The sequence below is a fragment of the Kaistia hirudinis genome (assembly GCF_014196455.1).
In the GTDB taxonomy this organism is placed as follows: Bacteria; Pseudomonadota; Alphaproteobacteria; order Rhizobiales; family Kaistiaceae; genus Kaistia; species Kaistia hirudinis.
Genome location: NZ_JACIDS010000005.1, coordinates 543,899 through 557,700, shown reverse-complemented (window position 1 = coordinate 557,700; position 13,802 = coordinate 543,899). Strand labels below are relative to the sequence as shown.

Sequence of the window (13,802 nt, the reverse complement as noted above, 5' to 3'; positions counted from 1 at the left end):
CCTGCCGGGGCCTATGACAGACACGACACTCTCAGCACAGACTTCCGATTTGAACGAGCCGGCGGGGCAAGCTCCTGCGCCTTCAGCGACGCGTCTGGACCAGCCGCCTCCCGGTCTCCGCCAGCGGATCGCCGAGTTCGCCTCGAGCTGGAAACCGCTGCTCTCGCTGGGCATCGGCGTCGTCGTGCTGGTGCTCGTCTGGGTCGCGATCAGCCATCTAATCGGCGAGGTCAACTATGACGATGTCGTCGATACGCTCCATGCGACGCCGCTTTCGGCGATCGCCGCGGCGATCGGCTTCACGGTGCTCTCGTTCCTGTCGCTGAGCATCTATGACTACTCCGCGCTGCAATATCTCAAGAAGCGCGTGCCCTATCCCCTCGTCGCGCTGACCTCCTTCTGCGCCTATGCCGTCGGCAACACGGCTGGCTTCGGGCCGCTGACCGGCGGCGCGATCCGCTTCCGCTTCTATGGCCGCATGGGCTTCGAGCCGGCGGATGTCGCCAAGGTCGTCGCCTTCATCACCGTCGCCTTCGGTCTTGGCCTCGCCGGCGTGACGGCGCTCGGCCTCGTATTCGACCCGGCCGACGTCGCCGAGCCAATCGGGCTGCCGCCCTTCGTCATCGCTGGCATCGGCGCGGCGATCCTTGCGGCGCTGGGCGCGCTCTGCCTCGCTTCTGCCCTCGGACGGCGGCGCATCGGCTTCCGCGGCATCGCCGTCGAACTGCCGTCGCCGCGGATCATGGCGGCGCAGTTCATCGGCACGCTGCTCGATGTGACGACCTCCGCTGCGGTGCTCTGGGTGCTGCTGCCGCAGACCGATCTCGGCTTTCCGGCCTTCGTCGCGATCTATGCGGTCGCCATCGGCCTCGGTGTCGCCAGCCATGTGCCGGCCGGCGTCGGCGTCTTCGAGGCGGTCATCGTCGCCGTCGTCGGGCGGACCGCCTCGATCGACGAGGTGCTGTCGGCGCTGTTCCTCTATCGCCTGATCTACTACGCACTGCCTCTGCTCGCCGCGACCGGCACGGTGTCCGTCATGGAGCTCCGCGGTGCCGCGGCAGGCGCTCGATCCTCCCGCGTCCTGCGCGCGGGAGCTCGGCTCGCGCCGCGCGTTCTCTCGGCCTTCACCCTGGTCATGGGCACGGTGCTGGTGCTCTCCGGCGTCACGCCGGCGGCCGATTCGCACCTAGACCTCCTGTCGCAATTCATGCCGCTGCCGATCGTCGAGGGCGCGCATTTCATCGAGAGCGTGCTCGGCCTTGGTCTGATCGTCATCGCGCGCGGGCTCGCACATCGCCTCGACGGTGCCTGGTGGGCTGCGGTCGTGTCGGTGGGCGTCGCGGCGATCCTGTCGCTGTTGAAGGCCATCGCGATCTCGGAGTTTCTGGCGCTCTCGCTGCTGTTCCTGGCCCTTCTCGCCACGCGGCGCGAATTCTCGCGGCCGGCGTCGCTGCTGCATCAGACCCTTACGCCCGGCTGGCTTCTGGCCATTGCGACCGTCGTGATCAGCGCGATCGCCGTCCTGTTCTTCGTCTATAGCGACGTCGATTATTCGCGCGAGCTCTGGTGGCAGTTCGAATTCTCGGAAGAGGCGCCGCGCAGCCTGCGCGCCATACTCGGCGTCGTAATCGCCGCCGGTGCGCTTGGCGTCTGGTCGCTGCTCCGTCCGCCCAAGGGCAAGACGGGCCGGCCGAGCGCCGCGGAACTCGCCGAGGCCACGGCCATCCTGGCGCATCAGTCGCATCCCGACGCCAATCTCGTCCGCCTCGGCGACAAGACGCTGCTGTTCTCCGAGGATCGCAAGGCCTTCATCATGTATGGCCGGCAGGCCCATTCATGGGTCGCGCTCTTCGATCCGGTCGGCCCGCGGTCGTCCTGGCCGGGCCTCGTCTGGCAGTTCGTCGAGATGGCGCAGGCGGCTGGCGGGCGGGCCGTGTTCTATCAGGTCCAGCCGCAGAACCTCTCCCTCTATGCCGATGCCGGCTTGCAGCCCTTCAAGCTCGGCGAGGCGGCGCATGTGGATCTCGCCAGCTTCGATCTGAAGGGCGGCAAGAGAGCCAGCCTCCGCCATGCCTTCAATCGCGCGCAGCGCGACGGTCTGATCTTCGAGATGCTGGCCCCGGCCGACGTCGCGCGCGAAATGGACGAGTTGCAGGCCGTCTCGAATGTCTGGCTCGCCGAGCGCAAGGCCCGCGAGAAGCGCTTCTCGATCGGCGCCTTCGAACGCGACTACGTCGGGGCGCTTCCGGTGGCGGTGGTCCGTCGTGAGGGTCGGATCGTCGCCTTCGCGACCGTCATGACCACGGATCTCAAGAACGAGGTCACGGTCGATCTGATGCGCTGTGCCTCGGATGCGCCCGGCGGCACTATGGAATTCCTGTTCACGGCGCTGCTGCTGCATTTGAAGGATGAGGGCTACCGGGTCTTCGACCTCGGCATGGCACCGCTTTCGGGTCTCTCGGAGAGCCCGGCAGCCCCGTTCTGGCACAAGCTGGCCCGAACCGTGGTCGAGCACGGCGAGCGCTTCTACAATTTCAATGGGCTCAGGGCCTTCAAGGCCAAGTTCCAGCCCGAATGGCAACCCCGCTACCTGGCCGTCTCAGGTGGTGCCAGCCCCGCATTGGCGCTGGCGGACGTGACAGTATTGATCAGCGGCGGTCTCAAGGGAGTGGTTGGGAAATGAAACTGCAGCTGGCCGCCGCTTTGCTGGCTACCGCCTTGGCCTCCCCGGCCTTCGCTGATGCCGATGCGCCCCCGCCCGTCGATCATTTTGTCGCCGGGACCGTATCGACCGCCGAGGGCGGCCTTCTCGGCAAGCCCAAGGTCTTCCTGCCGTCGGGTGCCGTGACCGGCGCCGTCTTCCTGTTCTCCGACGCCAAGGGCTGGAGCGCCTACGAGGAGGCTGCCGCCACGAAGCTGCAGGGGGAGGGCGCCATCGTCGTCGGCGTCGACACGCCCGTGCTCTTCGCCGCGCTCGAGAAGGACAGCGCCGACGAGTGCGTCTATCTCGTTTCCGACATCGAGGATCTCTCGCACCGCATCCAGCGGGCGCTGAACACCGAGAACTATTCCTCGCCGATCGTAGCCGGTGTCGGCGAAGCCGGCGCGCTCGGCCTCGCCATCGCGGCGCAGACCCCGGACGCGACCATGGGCCATACGGTCTCGGTCGATCCGACGCTCGCCATCTCGCTGGTCAAGACGCTCTGCACCGACGCGCCGCATGTGACCACCAACGGCCAGACGGTCTACGGACTCGCGCCTGACGATCTCACCAATCCCGTCGATGTCTATTTCACGGCCACTGCCCCGGCCGACGGCAAGGCGCATGTCGCCGAACTGCAGGCGAAGGGGTTCGCCATCAAGTCGAAGGCTGCGGACGGCAAGCCCTATGAGGCGCTGCAGGCCCGGCTCGACCATCTGGTGACGCCGCGCAGCGAGGCCGACAATCCGCTCGCCGATCTGCCGCTGATCGCGCTGCCGGCAAAGCCGCTTCGCAACACGATGGCCATCGTCTATTCCGGCGACGGCGGCTGGCGCGATCTCGACAAGTCGATCGGCGACGTCTTCCAGAAGGAAGGCGTTCCCACGGTCGGCGTCGATTCGCTCCGCTATTTCTGGTCCAAGAAGACACCGGACCAGACGGCGGCGGACCTTGCGCGGATCATCGATGTCTACACCGAGGAATGGGGCGTCAATCACGTCATCCTCGTCGGCTATTCTTTCGGGGCGGACGTCCTGCCGTCGGCCTATAACGGGCTGCCGGATGTCGAGAAGGCCCAGGTCGCGCAGATGTCGCTGCTCGGCCTTTCGGATCAGGTCGATTACGAGATCTCGGTCGGCGCTTTCCTCGGCACGAGTTCCGGCGATGGCCAGACGCTGCCCGAGATCGCGAAGATCAAGCCGGGCCTGATCCAGTGCGTCTATGGCGAGGACGAGGACGATAGCGCCTGTACCAAGCTGCAGGGGACGAGCGTCGAACTCATCAAGACGACGGGCGGCCATCATTTCGACGGCGACTATGAGGCGCTTGCCAACAAGATCCTCGATGGCCTGAAGCGCCGCGTCGCCGGCCACAGCGGCTATCCGATCGCCGAGAAGTAATCGCGCGCCGCTAACTGGTGGCAAGCCTTCCGGCCGGCTGTCCTGCCCTGTGGCAGGCTTGCCGGCCGGCGACGGATCACATTTGCGCGGCACGACCGCTGCCGGTCGTTCTGCCCTGAGCCATGGTGTTCGGACATGCGCTGGATCCGGCATATTGCCGCCGTCACGCTGGCGATGGGCTGCGCCGTCCTCCTCCGCGCCGACACGCGCCACGCGCTGCCCGATCTTCCGATCATCGTGCTCCCCGTCGAACTGCCGCGGGACACGATGGCCGTGGTCTTCTCCGGAGACGGAGGCTGGCGGGATATCGACCGGTCCATCGCTGCCGTTTTCCAGAAGCAGGGCATTCCGACCGTCGGGTTCGATTCCCTGCATTACTTCTGGCGAAAGAAGTCACCAACCCAGACGGCGGCCGATCTGGGCCGCGTCATCGGCCACTATTCCCGGCTCTGGAAGGCCAGGCACGTCATCCTTGTCGGCTATTCCTTCGGGGCCGACGTGTTGCCGCGCACCTATGATCAGCTTCCACGGCAGGCCAAGTCGAAGGTCTCGGAGATTGCGCTCCTCGGATTGTCCGGTCGTGCCGACTACGAGATTTCGGCGGGCTCCTTCTTCGGCACCGGCGCCGGTGATGGTCCGACTTTTCCGGACATCGCCAAGATCCAGCCCGGCCTGGTCCAGTGCTTCTATGGCGAGCAGGACTACGGCAGTGCATGCTCCAAGCTCGAGGGAACGGGTGCCGAAATCGTCAGGATGGCGGGCGGCCATCATTTCGACGGCGACTATAATGGCGTCGCCAACAAAATCCTCGACGGGGCGAAGCACCGGATCGCCGCGCATGCCGCCTATGCGGTCGCGCAGAAGCGATGGCAACGGCGACCGCACGCCTGGTGCATCGCGCGTGTTGACGATGTTCGCCGCGGTGCAGCATAACGGATCGTTCGATCGAGTGTGGGCAGGGCCTTGAGCGAGACGATTGCCGGAAACAGGATGGTCTCGGAGCGCCCTCGGCGAAGTGTAAGGTCGGTCCTGTCGTCCGCCTTGGTGTCACTGCTGCGCTTCGCCTTCGACGCGACGGTGCTTCCGGTGGCCTTGCTCGTGATCGCCAGTCATTTCGGCGACCGGGCATGGCTGTTCGACATGACCACCTTCTTTCGCCCGCACATCGCCGCCCTGGCCCTCGCCCTGGTGGTGCTGGGGCTCCTGGCGCGGAGCTTGCCGCGGCTTGTCGGTGCCGTCCTTCTGTTCGGCGCCGCGTTTTATCCGCTGTTCGTGCCGGTCGCGCCGATGGCTGCGACGGCCGCGCAGGCGAATTTCCGCGTCATGAGTGCCAATCTCATGGGCGGGGAGAACAATGACACCGAGGCTTTCCGCAAGCTCGTGGTGGCCGAGGCCCCCGATATCGTCGTCGCGCAGGAAGTCGTGCCGGCGTGGCGGCCGACGCTCAGCAGCCTGGAGGGCTACCCCTACACGGCGGGTCCCGAGTTCACCGACGGCGAGAGCACCGTGATGGTCGCGAGCCGCTATCCGATCAGGGCGGCGCAACTCTTCTGGCAGGCTCATCTCGAGGGGGGACCGGCGCCAGGCGCGATACCGCTCCGCATCCATGTCGCGCGGCCGGCGCCGCAGAAGCCGCTCATCGTCTTTGCGATCCATCCGCCCACGCCGCGGGCCTATCGCGACTGGAAATCACGCAACGCCTATCTGGAGCAGGTGGTGGTGCAGGCGGTGCGGGAAGGACCCGATGCCGAAGTGATCGTGGTCGGCGACTGGAACACGCCCTATTGGTCGCCCTTCTTCGCCCGCACCGTCGACGGTGCGGGTCTTCGGACCACGGAGGGTGCCTGGCCGTCGCCGACGCGGGTGTTCCAGGAGTTCGGCGCTCCCGACATGCTCGGCACCCCGATCGACCACGTCGTGGTAGCACCGTCGATCGGGGTGAAGGCGCTCAGGGTCGGCGGCCATTTCGGCTCCGATCACCTGCCGCTCATTGCGGATCTGGAGCTTCCCTGACGCCGGTTCGACTACCAGCCGGATCCGCCGCCGCCACCACCACCGCCGCCGGAAGACCCGCCGCCGCCCGATCCGGAGCTTGAACCTGGTGCGGTCGAAGCCGAGGCGACGGTTTGCGAAAGGCTCGAACCGAGCCGGTTGGCGAGGCTGCCGACATCGCGATTGGCGCTCGTCACATACCATTGCGCGACGGCCGCGGTGGCGCCTGCGCTGGCCAGGATGCCGGCGAACTTCGCCGCCCAGGCGTTCTCGACATCGAGTGCCACGGCATAGGGAAGATAGCGCTCGAACAGCTCGGGCGTCTTTTCCGGCGGATGCAGGATATCGAGCCGATGTTCCTCGGCGATCCCGAGATAGTGGCGGAAGCCCTCGATCGCGTCGCGGATCTTCTGCCCCTCCGCCGTCGGCGATCGCATCCAGGAGAAGGCCGAAACGAGCACAGGAAGCAGCACGAACGGAAGCAACAGCGCCGCGAGATCGAGCCGGCTGCGTATCGTGGTCACGAAGGCGCCGATGCCTGCGCCGCCGAAGCCGAGCGCGAACAGGCCCATGAAGAGCCAGATTCCGATGCGGCTGAACAGCGATGCCCCGCTGCGGCCCTGGTGGATGGCGATGCCGATGACTACGCCGGCGACGGATGAGAAGACGAGGCCGACGGCAGCCTGGACGCCGGCCTCCGGCCCCATGGCGGCGATCAGCGCCAGGATGGTCAGGCCATAGGCGACGGCCGTGACGAGGATGCCGACAGCCAGCCATCCCCCGTTCCAATGGAACAATGTGCCGGCATAGGCGCGCTGAAGGCCCGAATTGAGCGCCGATTTCGCCTCGGCGAGGATCGCATGCTGCGCCTGTTTCAGCGGCACCGCGACGCCGCGGCGAAAGAGGGCGGCCTGCATCGCCTCCTCAGACGTATCGACCGCCGCACCGCCTTCGAGCCGCGACAGCGTGAGCGTGCGGCCGTCATCGGCCAGCCTCAGCCGGCGGTGGACGCCGAGGTCGAGGATGGCCGAGGTGAAGGTCCGGTCGTCGAAATCCATCTCGGCGATGTATCGCGTCGCCGGCGCGGAAAGACCCTGCGGCGGCGAAAAGAGCGGCACCAGCGTGCCGCGGGGCGGATCGCGGCCGACCTTGTTCCAGGCGACGATGAAATAGGCGATGCCGATGATCGTCCCGATGATGGCGGCCATCGCGCCGAGATTATCCTCGATCCACCAGAGCGCGCGGCGCGCCGGGCCGGGCGGCGTGACGACACCCTTCGGCCAGGCAACGGCAATGGTGAGGCCGCTGCCCGGCGGCAGCGGGGCGGTGGTCTCGAACACGATCTGGCCGGGCTCCCGGGAGACGATCCGCGCATCCTGGCCGCGCGCGCCCTGCGGCCCCGTGTAGAAGGCCGTCTGCACGAAGGCGACGGGATCGGGCAGGCGGACGATTGCCTGCGCAGTATCGATCGGGAAGGTCCACTGGTTGCCCGTGGCATTCCAGTAGAGCTCGTCGAAATCGGAGAAATAGCCGAGCTGCCGCGTCGTGCGATAGCGGATGACATAGTCCTGCGGGCCGTAGGGCACGAGCGCGTCGGCAGAACCGATCCGGATCCTTATGCCATTGCCGAGTTGCTCGGTGTCATAGGGCTCGCCAGCGCCGTCGCGCTCGACCGAGACGACCTTCAGGCCGACCTGGACGGTCGCGCCGCGCCGGTCGCGATAGATCGTCGGAATGTCGCGGAGGATCCCGTGGCGGACCTGATCCCGCTCGACATTGATGCGGATGGTCTCGGTGACGTCGAGCGTCCCGTCGCGCTCGACGCTCACATCGCTGACGAAGCGCTGGATGCGCTCTTCAGCGTTTGCCGACGCTGCAAGAACCAGAACCAGCGCCAGGCAGCGAAAGAGCAGGGCTAAGCCGCGCATGGCCGGCTCAGAACGAGACCTTCGGCGGGATCTGCGCTGCCGCCCGGTCCTCGATCTCGTAGAAGGGCTCGGCATGAAAGCCGAGCGGGCCGGCGACGAGCACGGCCGGGAAGGACTGGACGGCCGTGTTCAGGTCGCGGACGGTGCCGTTGTAATAGCGGCGTGCCATCTGCATCTGATCCTCGATCTCGGCGAGCTGTCCCTGGAGCTCGCGGAAATTGGCGTCGGCCTTCAGCTCGGGATAGGCCTCCGAAATGGCGATCAGCCGTCCGAGGGCACCCGAAAGCGCCTGGTCGGCGGCGGCCTGCGTGGTGACGTCGCGGGCGCCCATCGAGGCGGCGCGCTTCGCGGCGACGTCCTCGAAGATCCCCTTCTCATGGGCGGCGTAGCCCTTCACGGTCTCGACGAGATTGGGGATCAGGTCGGCGCGCCGCTTCAACTGCACGTCGATGCCTGACCATCCCTCGTGCACGAGGTTCCGCTTGGCGACGAGGCCGTTATAGAGGGTGATCGCGTAGATCGCGATGACGACGATGACGGCGAGGATGATCCAGGTGCTCAATCCATTCCTCCTGCGCGCAAGCGGGCGGCGACTGCGTTCATCTTACGCTTCTTCGGCCGGATGTCCTTCACCGCGTCAGCCTGCCGTGACGATGCCGACATACAGCGCGTCGCTGCCCTCACCGCCGTGCAGGCAGATGAAGGGCAGATTGATCGTCGTCGCCGGTCGTCCGTCATGCGCCTCATAGCCGAGCTCGGCGAGGCCCACGATCTCGGTCGCCACATATTGCGAGCCGATCCTGGCGTCATAGCTGTTCTGTTCAAGCGTCTCGTCGCGCGCGATGGCGAAGCGGATCAGGTGACCTTTGTTCGGGTGGCCGAACTCTGCCACGGCCTTCGCCTCGCACGCTGTCAGGCGCGCATCGTCGCTCGACGTGCCCGTCTCGTCGCCGATCGCGGGATCGGCGATGGCGAGCGTTGAAAGGACGAGGGCCGCGGCGAGAAGGGGGCGGAACATTCGGGACATCCGGACGTGGTGGCGTTCGCATGCGTGCCTATCGCCGCGCGGCAGGCGAAGCTATGACGCCGCTCACACCTCTCCCGCCGGCGCCGGACCGGATGCGGATGTCGATCCGCCCAGCCGGCCGAAGTCTCGGCTAACTGCCCGATCGCAGGCGCTGCAGCAGCGCCTGGTCCGGATACGAATCCGGCGGCAGGCCGAGTTCCTGCTGCATCGCCTTCACGGCCCCGCGCGTGCCGGCGCCGATCATGCCGTCGGCCTTGCCGACATCATGGCCGCGCTTCGCCAGCAGCTTCTGCAGTTCGACCACCTCCTTGTAGGAGAGCTGTTCCGCGCCGCTGCCGCGGCCGACCGGCGGCGCGCCGGCAAGGCGCGTCGCGAAATAGGCGGCCGTCAGGGCATAGACGAAGGACTGGTTCCACTGGAGATAGACGTTGAAGTTCGGATAGGCGAGGAAGGCCGGGCCCTTGCGGCCCATGGGCAGGATCAGCGAGGCGGGCAGCCCCGCCGCGCCCAGCTTCGACCCCGGCGCGGCCGCCACCCCCATGCGCTGCCATTCCGCCACGCTGTGGGTTATCGTCAGATCCGCCTGCGCCCAGTCGAATTCGGCGGGAACGCGCACCTCGGTGAGCCAGGGCTGGCCGCGCTGCCAGCCCTCGTGGACCAGCAGGTTCGCCGCCGAGGCGAGCACGTCGGGCACGCTCTTGATCAGGTCGCGCTTGCCGTCGCCGTCATAGTCGACCGCAAAATCGCGATAATGCGTGGCGAGGAACTGCACCTGGCCGAGTTCGCCGGCCCAGGGGCCCTTCATCTGCGCCGCCGTCAGATCGCCGCGGTCGATGACTTCGAGTGCCGCCATCAGCTGGTCGCGGAAGAGGTCGGGCCGGCGGCAGTCATAGGCGAGCGTCGCCAGAGAGCGCAGCGTCGGCATGTCGCCGAGATTGGCGCCGAAATCTGTCTCAAGTCCCCAGAAGCCGACGATGACCGGCGCCGGGACGCCGTAATCCTTATCGATGCGGGTGAAGACATTCGCGTATTTCTTCATCAGGGCCGCGCCCTGCTGAAGCCGGTACTTCGCAACCATGCGGTCCGAGAACTGAAGGAAGCTCTGCGAGAAGACGTTCTGCGCGCGATCCTTCGCGACGACGTCCTTGGCGTAGCTGAGGCCGTCCAGAGCGGACGAGACGGTGGCGGGCGACACGCCCTTGGCGATCGCCTGCTGCTCGAAGGATTTGAGCCAGGCCGGGAAGCCGGCGGGATCGTTGCAGCTGGCCGCGGACGCCGCGCTGCTGGCAGTCGCGAGCAGAAGCGCCGCCAGGACGCGCCATCCAGTCTTTCGCATCGTCATCTCCATCGCCATCCCACGTCGCGAATCGGGCACGGGCACTATGAACGGACTCTATCGTCCATTCCATGGCGAGGCCGGTTCGCCGCAGCGAGCGTCGACCGGCTCAACCGGGTATGGCCCTCCGACCTCGTCAGGCCGGACGCGAGCGATCATGTGCCTCGACGAGCCGCTTCGGGGCCAATGTGCGCCAGGCCCGCTCGACCAAAGGCGCCAGACGGGCCGCATCCGTCGCCGCCAGTCGGATCAGGACATAGGGATAGCCGCGGTAGTGATCGGTGATGAAGAAGGTCTCGGGCTCCATCTCGATCAGCAGGTCGCGATCATCGATCTCCGACCGCAGCGCGAAGACCGTGTCCTCGTCCCGGAGACGGCCCAGGAAGCGTTTCCGGACGACGAAGGACATGGTGCCGTGGTGCGTGCTCTCCTCGACGCCGGGGAGTGCGAGGAAAAGGCGCCTCAAATCATTCGCATCGACGGGCATCGCTCAATTCTCCTCCAACGACCTCCGGCGCAGCCAACTGCCGAGCATGGTTTGCACATAGGAGCCGGGGGTGCCGTCGCGCTCGAAGCCCCACCAGAGGACGGCGCCCTGCCAGAGCGCCGTCAGCTCCCGCGCCGCATCTTCATCCGGCCCTCGGCGACCGGCAAGGCGCGGAGCCAGGATCGCGCATAGCCTTTCGCGCCACTGCCGGCCGCGGATGCGCAGATCCGGGTCGCGCAGGTCCTCGCGCAGGATCATCAACTGGTCGGCATAGGCGTCGCCCTCGGCATAGTCGCCCGAGAGCGCGACGAGCAGGGCCAGGGCGCCATCCGGTGTCGCTTCGGTCTCGTCGGCGATTTCCTCGGTTCGCGCGTCCAGCAGATCCCAGGCGCGTGCGAGCGCCGCCTTCACGAGCGCCGGCTTGGAGCCGAAACGTTGCACCAGCGTGGCCGGCGCGAGCCCGGTCGCGGCGCTCACCGCGGCAAAGGTGACGGCCTCCGGCCCCTCGGCCGCCATCAGCGCCAGGGCGGCATCGAGCAGGTCGGCATCGGCAATGGAACGACGGCGCGCCATGGGTGTCTCTTTTAATGAACGAATATTCGTTTATATAACACCGAACCGAATCGACAGGCGAGTCTCAGGAGGAGATCATGGCCAGGATCCGAGGCTATATGGGCATCAGCGTCGACGGCTGTCTCGCATCGGCGGATGGCAGCATCGACTGGCTGCGCCGCTATGACGGCGTCGATCTCGGCGTGCATGGCTATGACCGTTTCATCGCCGACATCCGGACGGTGGTGATGGGGCGGGGGACCTACGAGTCTCTGGTCGCGATGGGCGAGGGCTGGCCCTATGCGCAGCAGCGCGCGATCATCGTCACCGCGCGGCCGATCGAGGATCCGATCGGGCCGCTGGAAGTCTGGTCCGACGGCGTCGATGCGCTGGCGGAGACGCTCCGGGCGCTCGATGACGGCGATGTGTGGATCGTCGGCGGCGGGCAATTGCAGCAGGCGATGATCCAGCGCGGCGCGCTCGACCAGCTGGAACTCTTCATCGTGCCGGAGCTGGTCGGCGGCGGGATACAATTCTTCCCGCCAAACGGATTTGCCCGCAGCCTGCGCCTGGCCGATGCCGCGCCGCTCGCGGCCGGCATGGTCTGGCTCGACTATCGCTTCGACGAGACTACGCCGCCGCGCGGCGCTGATAGTCCTTGATCTCGCTGGCGGTGATCGCCGGCGCCCGGTCGAGCTCGTAGCGCAGTTCGAAGGCCGACGGCGCCATGAACACCGGTGCGCCGTCGAGATCGGCCGCCATCGAGCCGCGATGGCGCTCGATGAAGGTCTCCAGCGCGAGCTTGTCGTCCGAGCTGATCCAGCGACAGACCGAGAAGCGCGAGGTCTCGAAATCGATCGGTAGGCTGTATTCGGCCTGCATGCGCTCCTTCAGCACGTCGAGCTGCAGCGCGCCGACGACGCCGACGATCGCCGGCGAACCATCATGCGGCACGAAGACCTGCACGACGCCTTCCTCGGCCATCTGCTGCAGCGCTTCCTTCAGCTTCTTCGCCTTCATCGGGTCCTGAAGGCGGATGCGGCGCAGGATTTCGGGCGCGAAGCTCGGTACGCCGCGGAAGACGAGATTCTCGCCCTCGGTCAGCGTGTCGCCGATGCGGAGCGTGCCGTGGTTCGGGATGCCGACCACGTCGCCGGCGAAGGCCTCGTCGGCGAGGAGACGGTCCTGCGCGAAGAAGAACTGCGGCGAGGAGAGGGGGATCGGCTTGCCCGTGCGGACCAGCTTCGCCTTCATGCCACGCTCGAGCCGGCCCGAGCAGACGCGCAGGAACGCGATGCGGTCGCGATGGTTCGGATCCATATTCGCCTGGATCTTAAATACGAAGCCGGACATCTTCGCCTCGTCCGGCTCGACCAGCCGGCTCTCGGCCTGTTGCGGCCGCGGCGGCGGTGCATAGGCGGCCATGGCGTCGATCAGGTCGCGGACGCCGAAATTGCGCAGCGCCGAGCCGAAATAGACCGGCGTCAGGTGCCCCTCGCGGAAGGCATCGCGATCGAAGCCGTTGGCGGCGCCGGCGATCAGCTCCATTTCCTCGCGAAAGAGCGCGACGGCCTCGGGCCTCGTCAGCGTGTCGATGATCGGATCTTCGGGCCCCGAGACCTTGGTGACCTCGTTCTCGAGATCGAGGCGACGCACGGTCCGGTTCACGATGTCATAGGTGCCGGCGAAATCGCGGCCACGGCCGATCGGCCAGGTCATGGGCGCGGTTTCGAGCGCCAGCGTCTTCTCGATCTCGTCCAGCAGATCGAAGGGATCGCGGCTCTCGCGGTCGAGCTTGTTGACGAAGGTCACGATCGGGATATCGCGCAGGCGGCAGACCTCGAAGAGCTTCCGCGTGCGATCCTCGATGCCCTTGGCCGCGTCGATCACCATGACCGCGGAGTCGACGGCGGTCAGCGTGCGGTAGGTGTCTTCGGAAAAGTCCTCGTGGCCCGGCGTGTCCAGAAGGTTGAAGATCGTGCCGCCATATTCGAACGTCATCACCGAGGTGACGACGGAGATCCCGCGCTCGCGCTCGATGTTCATCCAGTCGGACCGCGTCTGGCGGCGGTCGCGCTTGCCCTTGACCTCGCCGGCAAGCTGGATCGCGCCGCCGAGAAGCAGCAGCTTCTCCGTCAGCGTGGTCTTGCCCGCGTCGGGGTGGGAGATGATGGCGAAGGTCCGTCGGCGTTCGACGGGTCCGATCGAGGCGTCCATACGACTTTCTTTGACCGATTTTCAGCGTGGCGTTTCGATAGACGAGGGCGCTGCGAAAGGCCAGCCCCCGGGGCGTTGTCGCCGCACCATGGCCTTCATGTAATCTCGCCGCCACGCATCGGTAAGGTGCGCGGGGGCAGGTCTTTCTATATCGAAGAGGCC

Annotated in this window: 12 protein-coding genes; 5 read left to right on the top strand and 7 right to left on the bottom strand. The window is 66.7% G+C overall.

Annotated elements, in window-relative coordinates; translation table 11 throughout:
* The first annotated feature begins 13 nt into the window (after positions 1-13).
* The 4 genes from mprF (at position 14) to GGR25_RS21195 (ending at position 6,114) form a co-directional block, all read left to right on the top strand.
* Complete coding sequence (gene mprF / locus GGR25_RS21210) at positions 14-2,683, top strand: bifunctional lysylphosphatidylglycerol flippase/synthetase MprF (RefSeq protein ID WP_183400859.1); 2,670 nt, start codon at positions 14-16, stop codon at positions 2,681-2,683.
* Complete coding sequence (locus GGR25_RS21205) at positions 2,680-4,101, top strand: virulence factor family protein (RefSeq protein WP_183400858.1); 1,422 nt, start codon at positions 2,680-2,682, stop codon at positions 4,099-4,101. The genes mprF and GGR25_RS21205 overlap by 4 nt, the downstream gene beginning before the upstream one ends.
* A gap of 267 nt (positions 4,102-4,368) precedes the next feature.
* On the top strand, positions 4,369-5,034 hold the full coding sequence (locus GGR25_RS21200; RefSeq protein WP_183400857.1) for a virulence factor family protein: 666 nt from the start codon (positions 4,369-4,371) through the stop codon (positions 5,032-5,034).
* A 111-nt stretch (positions 5,035-5,145) separates the two neighbouring features.
* On the top strand, positions 5,146-6,114 hold the full coding sequence (locus GGR25_RS21195; protein WP_343068140.1) for an endonuclease/exonuclease/phosphatase family protein: 969 nt from the start codon (positions 5,146-5,148) through the stop codon (positions 6,112-6,114).
* A gap of 11 nt (positions 6,115-6,125) precedes the next feature.
* Here GGR25_RS21195 and GGR25_RS21190 read toward each other — a convergent pair whose 3' ends face one another.
* From GGR25_RS21190 to GGR25_RS21165, 6 genes are all read right to left on the bottom strand, one after another.
* Positions 6,126-8,021, bottom strand: coding sequence for a DUF2207 domain-containing protein (locus GGR25_RS21190; RefSeq protein ID WP_183400855.1), 1,896 nt, complete (start codon positions 8,019-8,021; stop codon positions 6,126-6,128).
* 7 nt (positions 8,022-8,028) lie between these two features.
* Complete coding sequence (locus GGR25_RS21185) at positions 8,029-8,583, bottom strand: LemA family protein (protein ID WP_183400854.1); 555 nt, start codon at positions 8,581-8,583, stop codon at positions 8,029-8,031.
* A 75-nt stretch (positions 8,584-8,658) separates the two neighbouring features.
* Positions 8,659-9,039: a hypothetical protein gene (locus GGR25_RS21180; RefSeq protein WP_183400853.1), complete on the bottom strand. Its 381-nt coding sequence runs from the start codon at positions 9,037-9,039 to the stop codon at positions 8,659-8,661.
* Between the two features lie 139 nt (positions 9,040-9,178).
* Positions 9,179-10,384 (bottom strand): lytic murein transglycosylase, encoded by a 1,206-nt coding sequence (locus GGR25_RS21175; protein WP_183400852.1) that lies wholly within the window; start codon positions 10,382-10,384, stop codon positions 9,179-9,181.
* A 136-nt stretch (positions 10,385-10,520) separates the two neighbouring features.
* Positions 10,521-10,871 carry an MmcQ/YjbR family DNA-binding protein gene (locus GGR25_RS21170; protein WP_183400851.1) on the bottom strand — a complete coding sequence of 117 codons (351 nt, stop codon included), beginning with the start codon at positions 10,869-10,871 and terminating at the stop codon, positions 10,521-10,523.
* Between the two features lie 3 nt (positions 10,872-10,874).
* On the bottom strand, positions 10,875-11,444 hold the full coding sequence (locus GGR25_RS21165; RefSeq protein WP_183400850.1) for a TetR family transcriptional regulator: 570 nt from the start codon (positions 11,442-11,444) through the stop codon (positions 10,875-10,877).
* A gap of 77 nt (positions 11,445-11,521) precedes the next feature.
* Here GGR25_RS21165 and GGR25_RS21160 point away from each other — a divergent pair, with 77 nt between their 5' ends.
* On the top strand, positions 11,522-12,085 hold the full coding sequence (locus tag GGR25_RS21160; RefSeq protein WP_183400849.1) for a dihydrofolate reductase family protein: 564 nt from the start codon (positions 11,522-11,524) through the stop codon (positions 12,083-12,085).
* Here the strand turns inward: GGR25_RS21160 and GGR25_RS21155 are convergent.
* Entirely contained in the window at positions 12,054-13,640 is a 1,587-nt protein-coding gene (locus GGR25_RS21155; protein ID WP_183400848.1) for a peptide chain release factor 3, read from the bottom strand. The genes GGR25_RS21160 and GGR25_RS21155 overlap by 32 nt on opposite strands.
* Positions 13,641-13,802: the final 162 nt, after the last annotated feature.

Bases quoted from the DNA above. Each gene is read 5' to 3' on its own strand.
- GGR25_RS21160 (WP_183400849.1), top strand. From the start codon at position 11,522: ATGGCCAGGATCCGAGGCTATATGGGCATCAGCGTCGACGGCTGTCTC.
- GGR25_RS21205 (WP_183400858.1), top strand. From the start codon at position 2,680: ATGAAACTGCAGCTGGCCGCCGCTTTGCTGGCTACCGCCTTGGCCTCC.
- GGR25_RS21155 (WP_183400848.1), bottom strand. From the start codon at position 13,640: ATGGACGCCTCGATCGGACCCGTCGAACGCCGACGGACCTTCGCCATC.
- GGR25_RS21190 (WP_183400855.1), bottom strand. From the start codon at position 8,021: ATGCGCGGCTTAGCCCTGCTCTTTCGCTGCCTGGCGCTGGTTCTGGTT.
- GGR25_RS21175 (WP_183400852.1), bottom strand. From the start codon at position 10,384: ATGCGAAAGACTGGATGGCGCGTCCTGGCGGCGCTTCTGCTCGCGACT.
- GGR25_RS21180 (WP_183400853.1), bottom strand. From the start codon at position 9,039: ATGTTCCGCCCCCTTCTCGCCGCGGCCCTCGTCCTTTCAACGCTCGCC.
- GGR25_RS21200 (WP_183400857.1), top strand. From the start codon at position 4,369: ATGGCCGTGGTCTTCTCCGGAGACGGAGGCTGGCGGGATATCGACCGG.
- GGR25_RS21165 (WP_183400850.1), bottom strand. From the start codon at position 11,444: ATGGCGCGCCGTCGTTCCATTGCCGATGCCGACCTGCTCGATGCCGCC.
- GGR25_RS21170 (WP_183400851.1), bottom strand. From the start codon at position 10,871: ATGCCCGTCGATGCGAATGATTTGAGGCGCCTTTTCCTCGCACTCCCC.
- mprF (WP_183400859.1), top strand. From the start codon at position 14: ATGACAGACACGACACTCTCAGCACAGACTTCCGATTTGAACGAGCCG.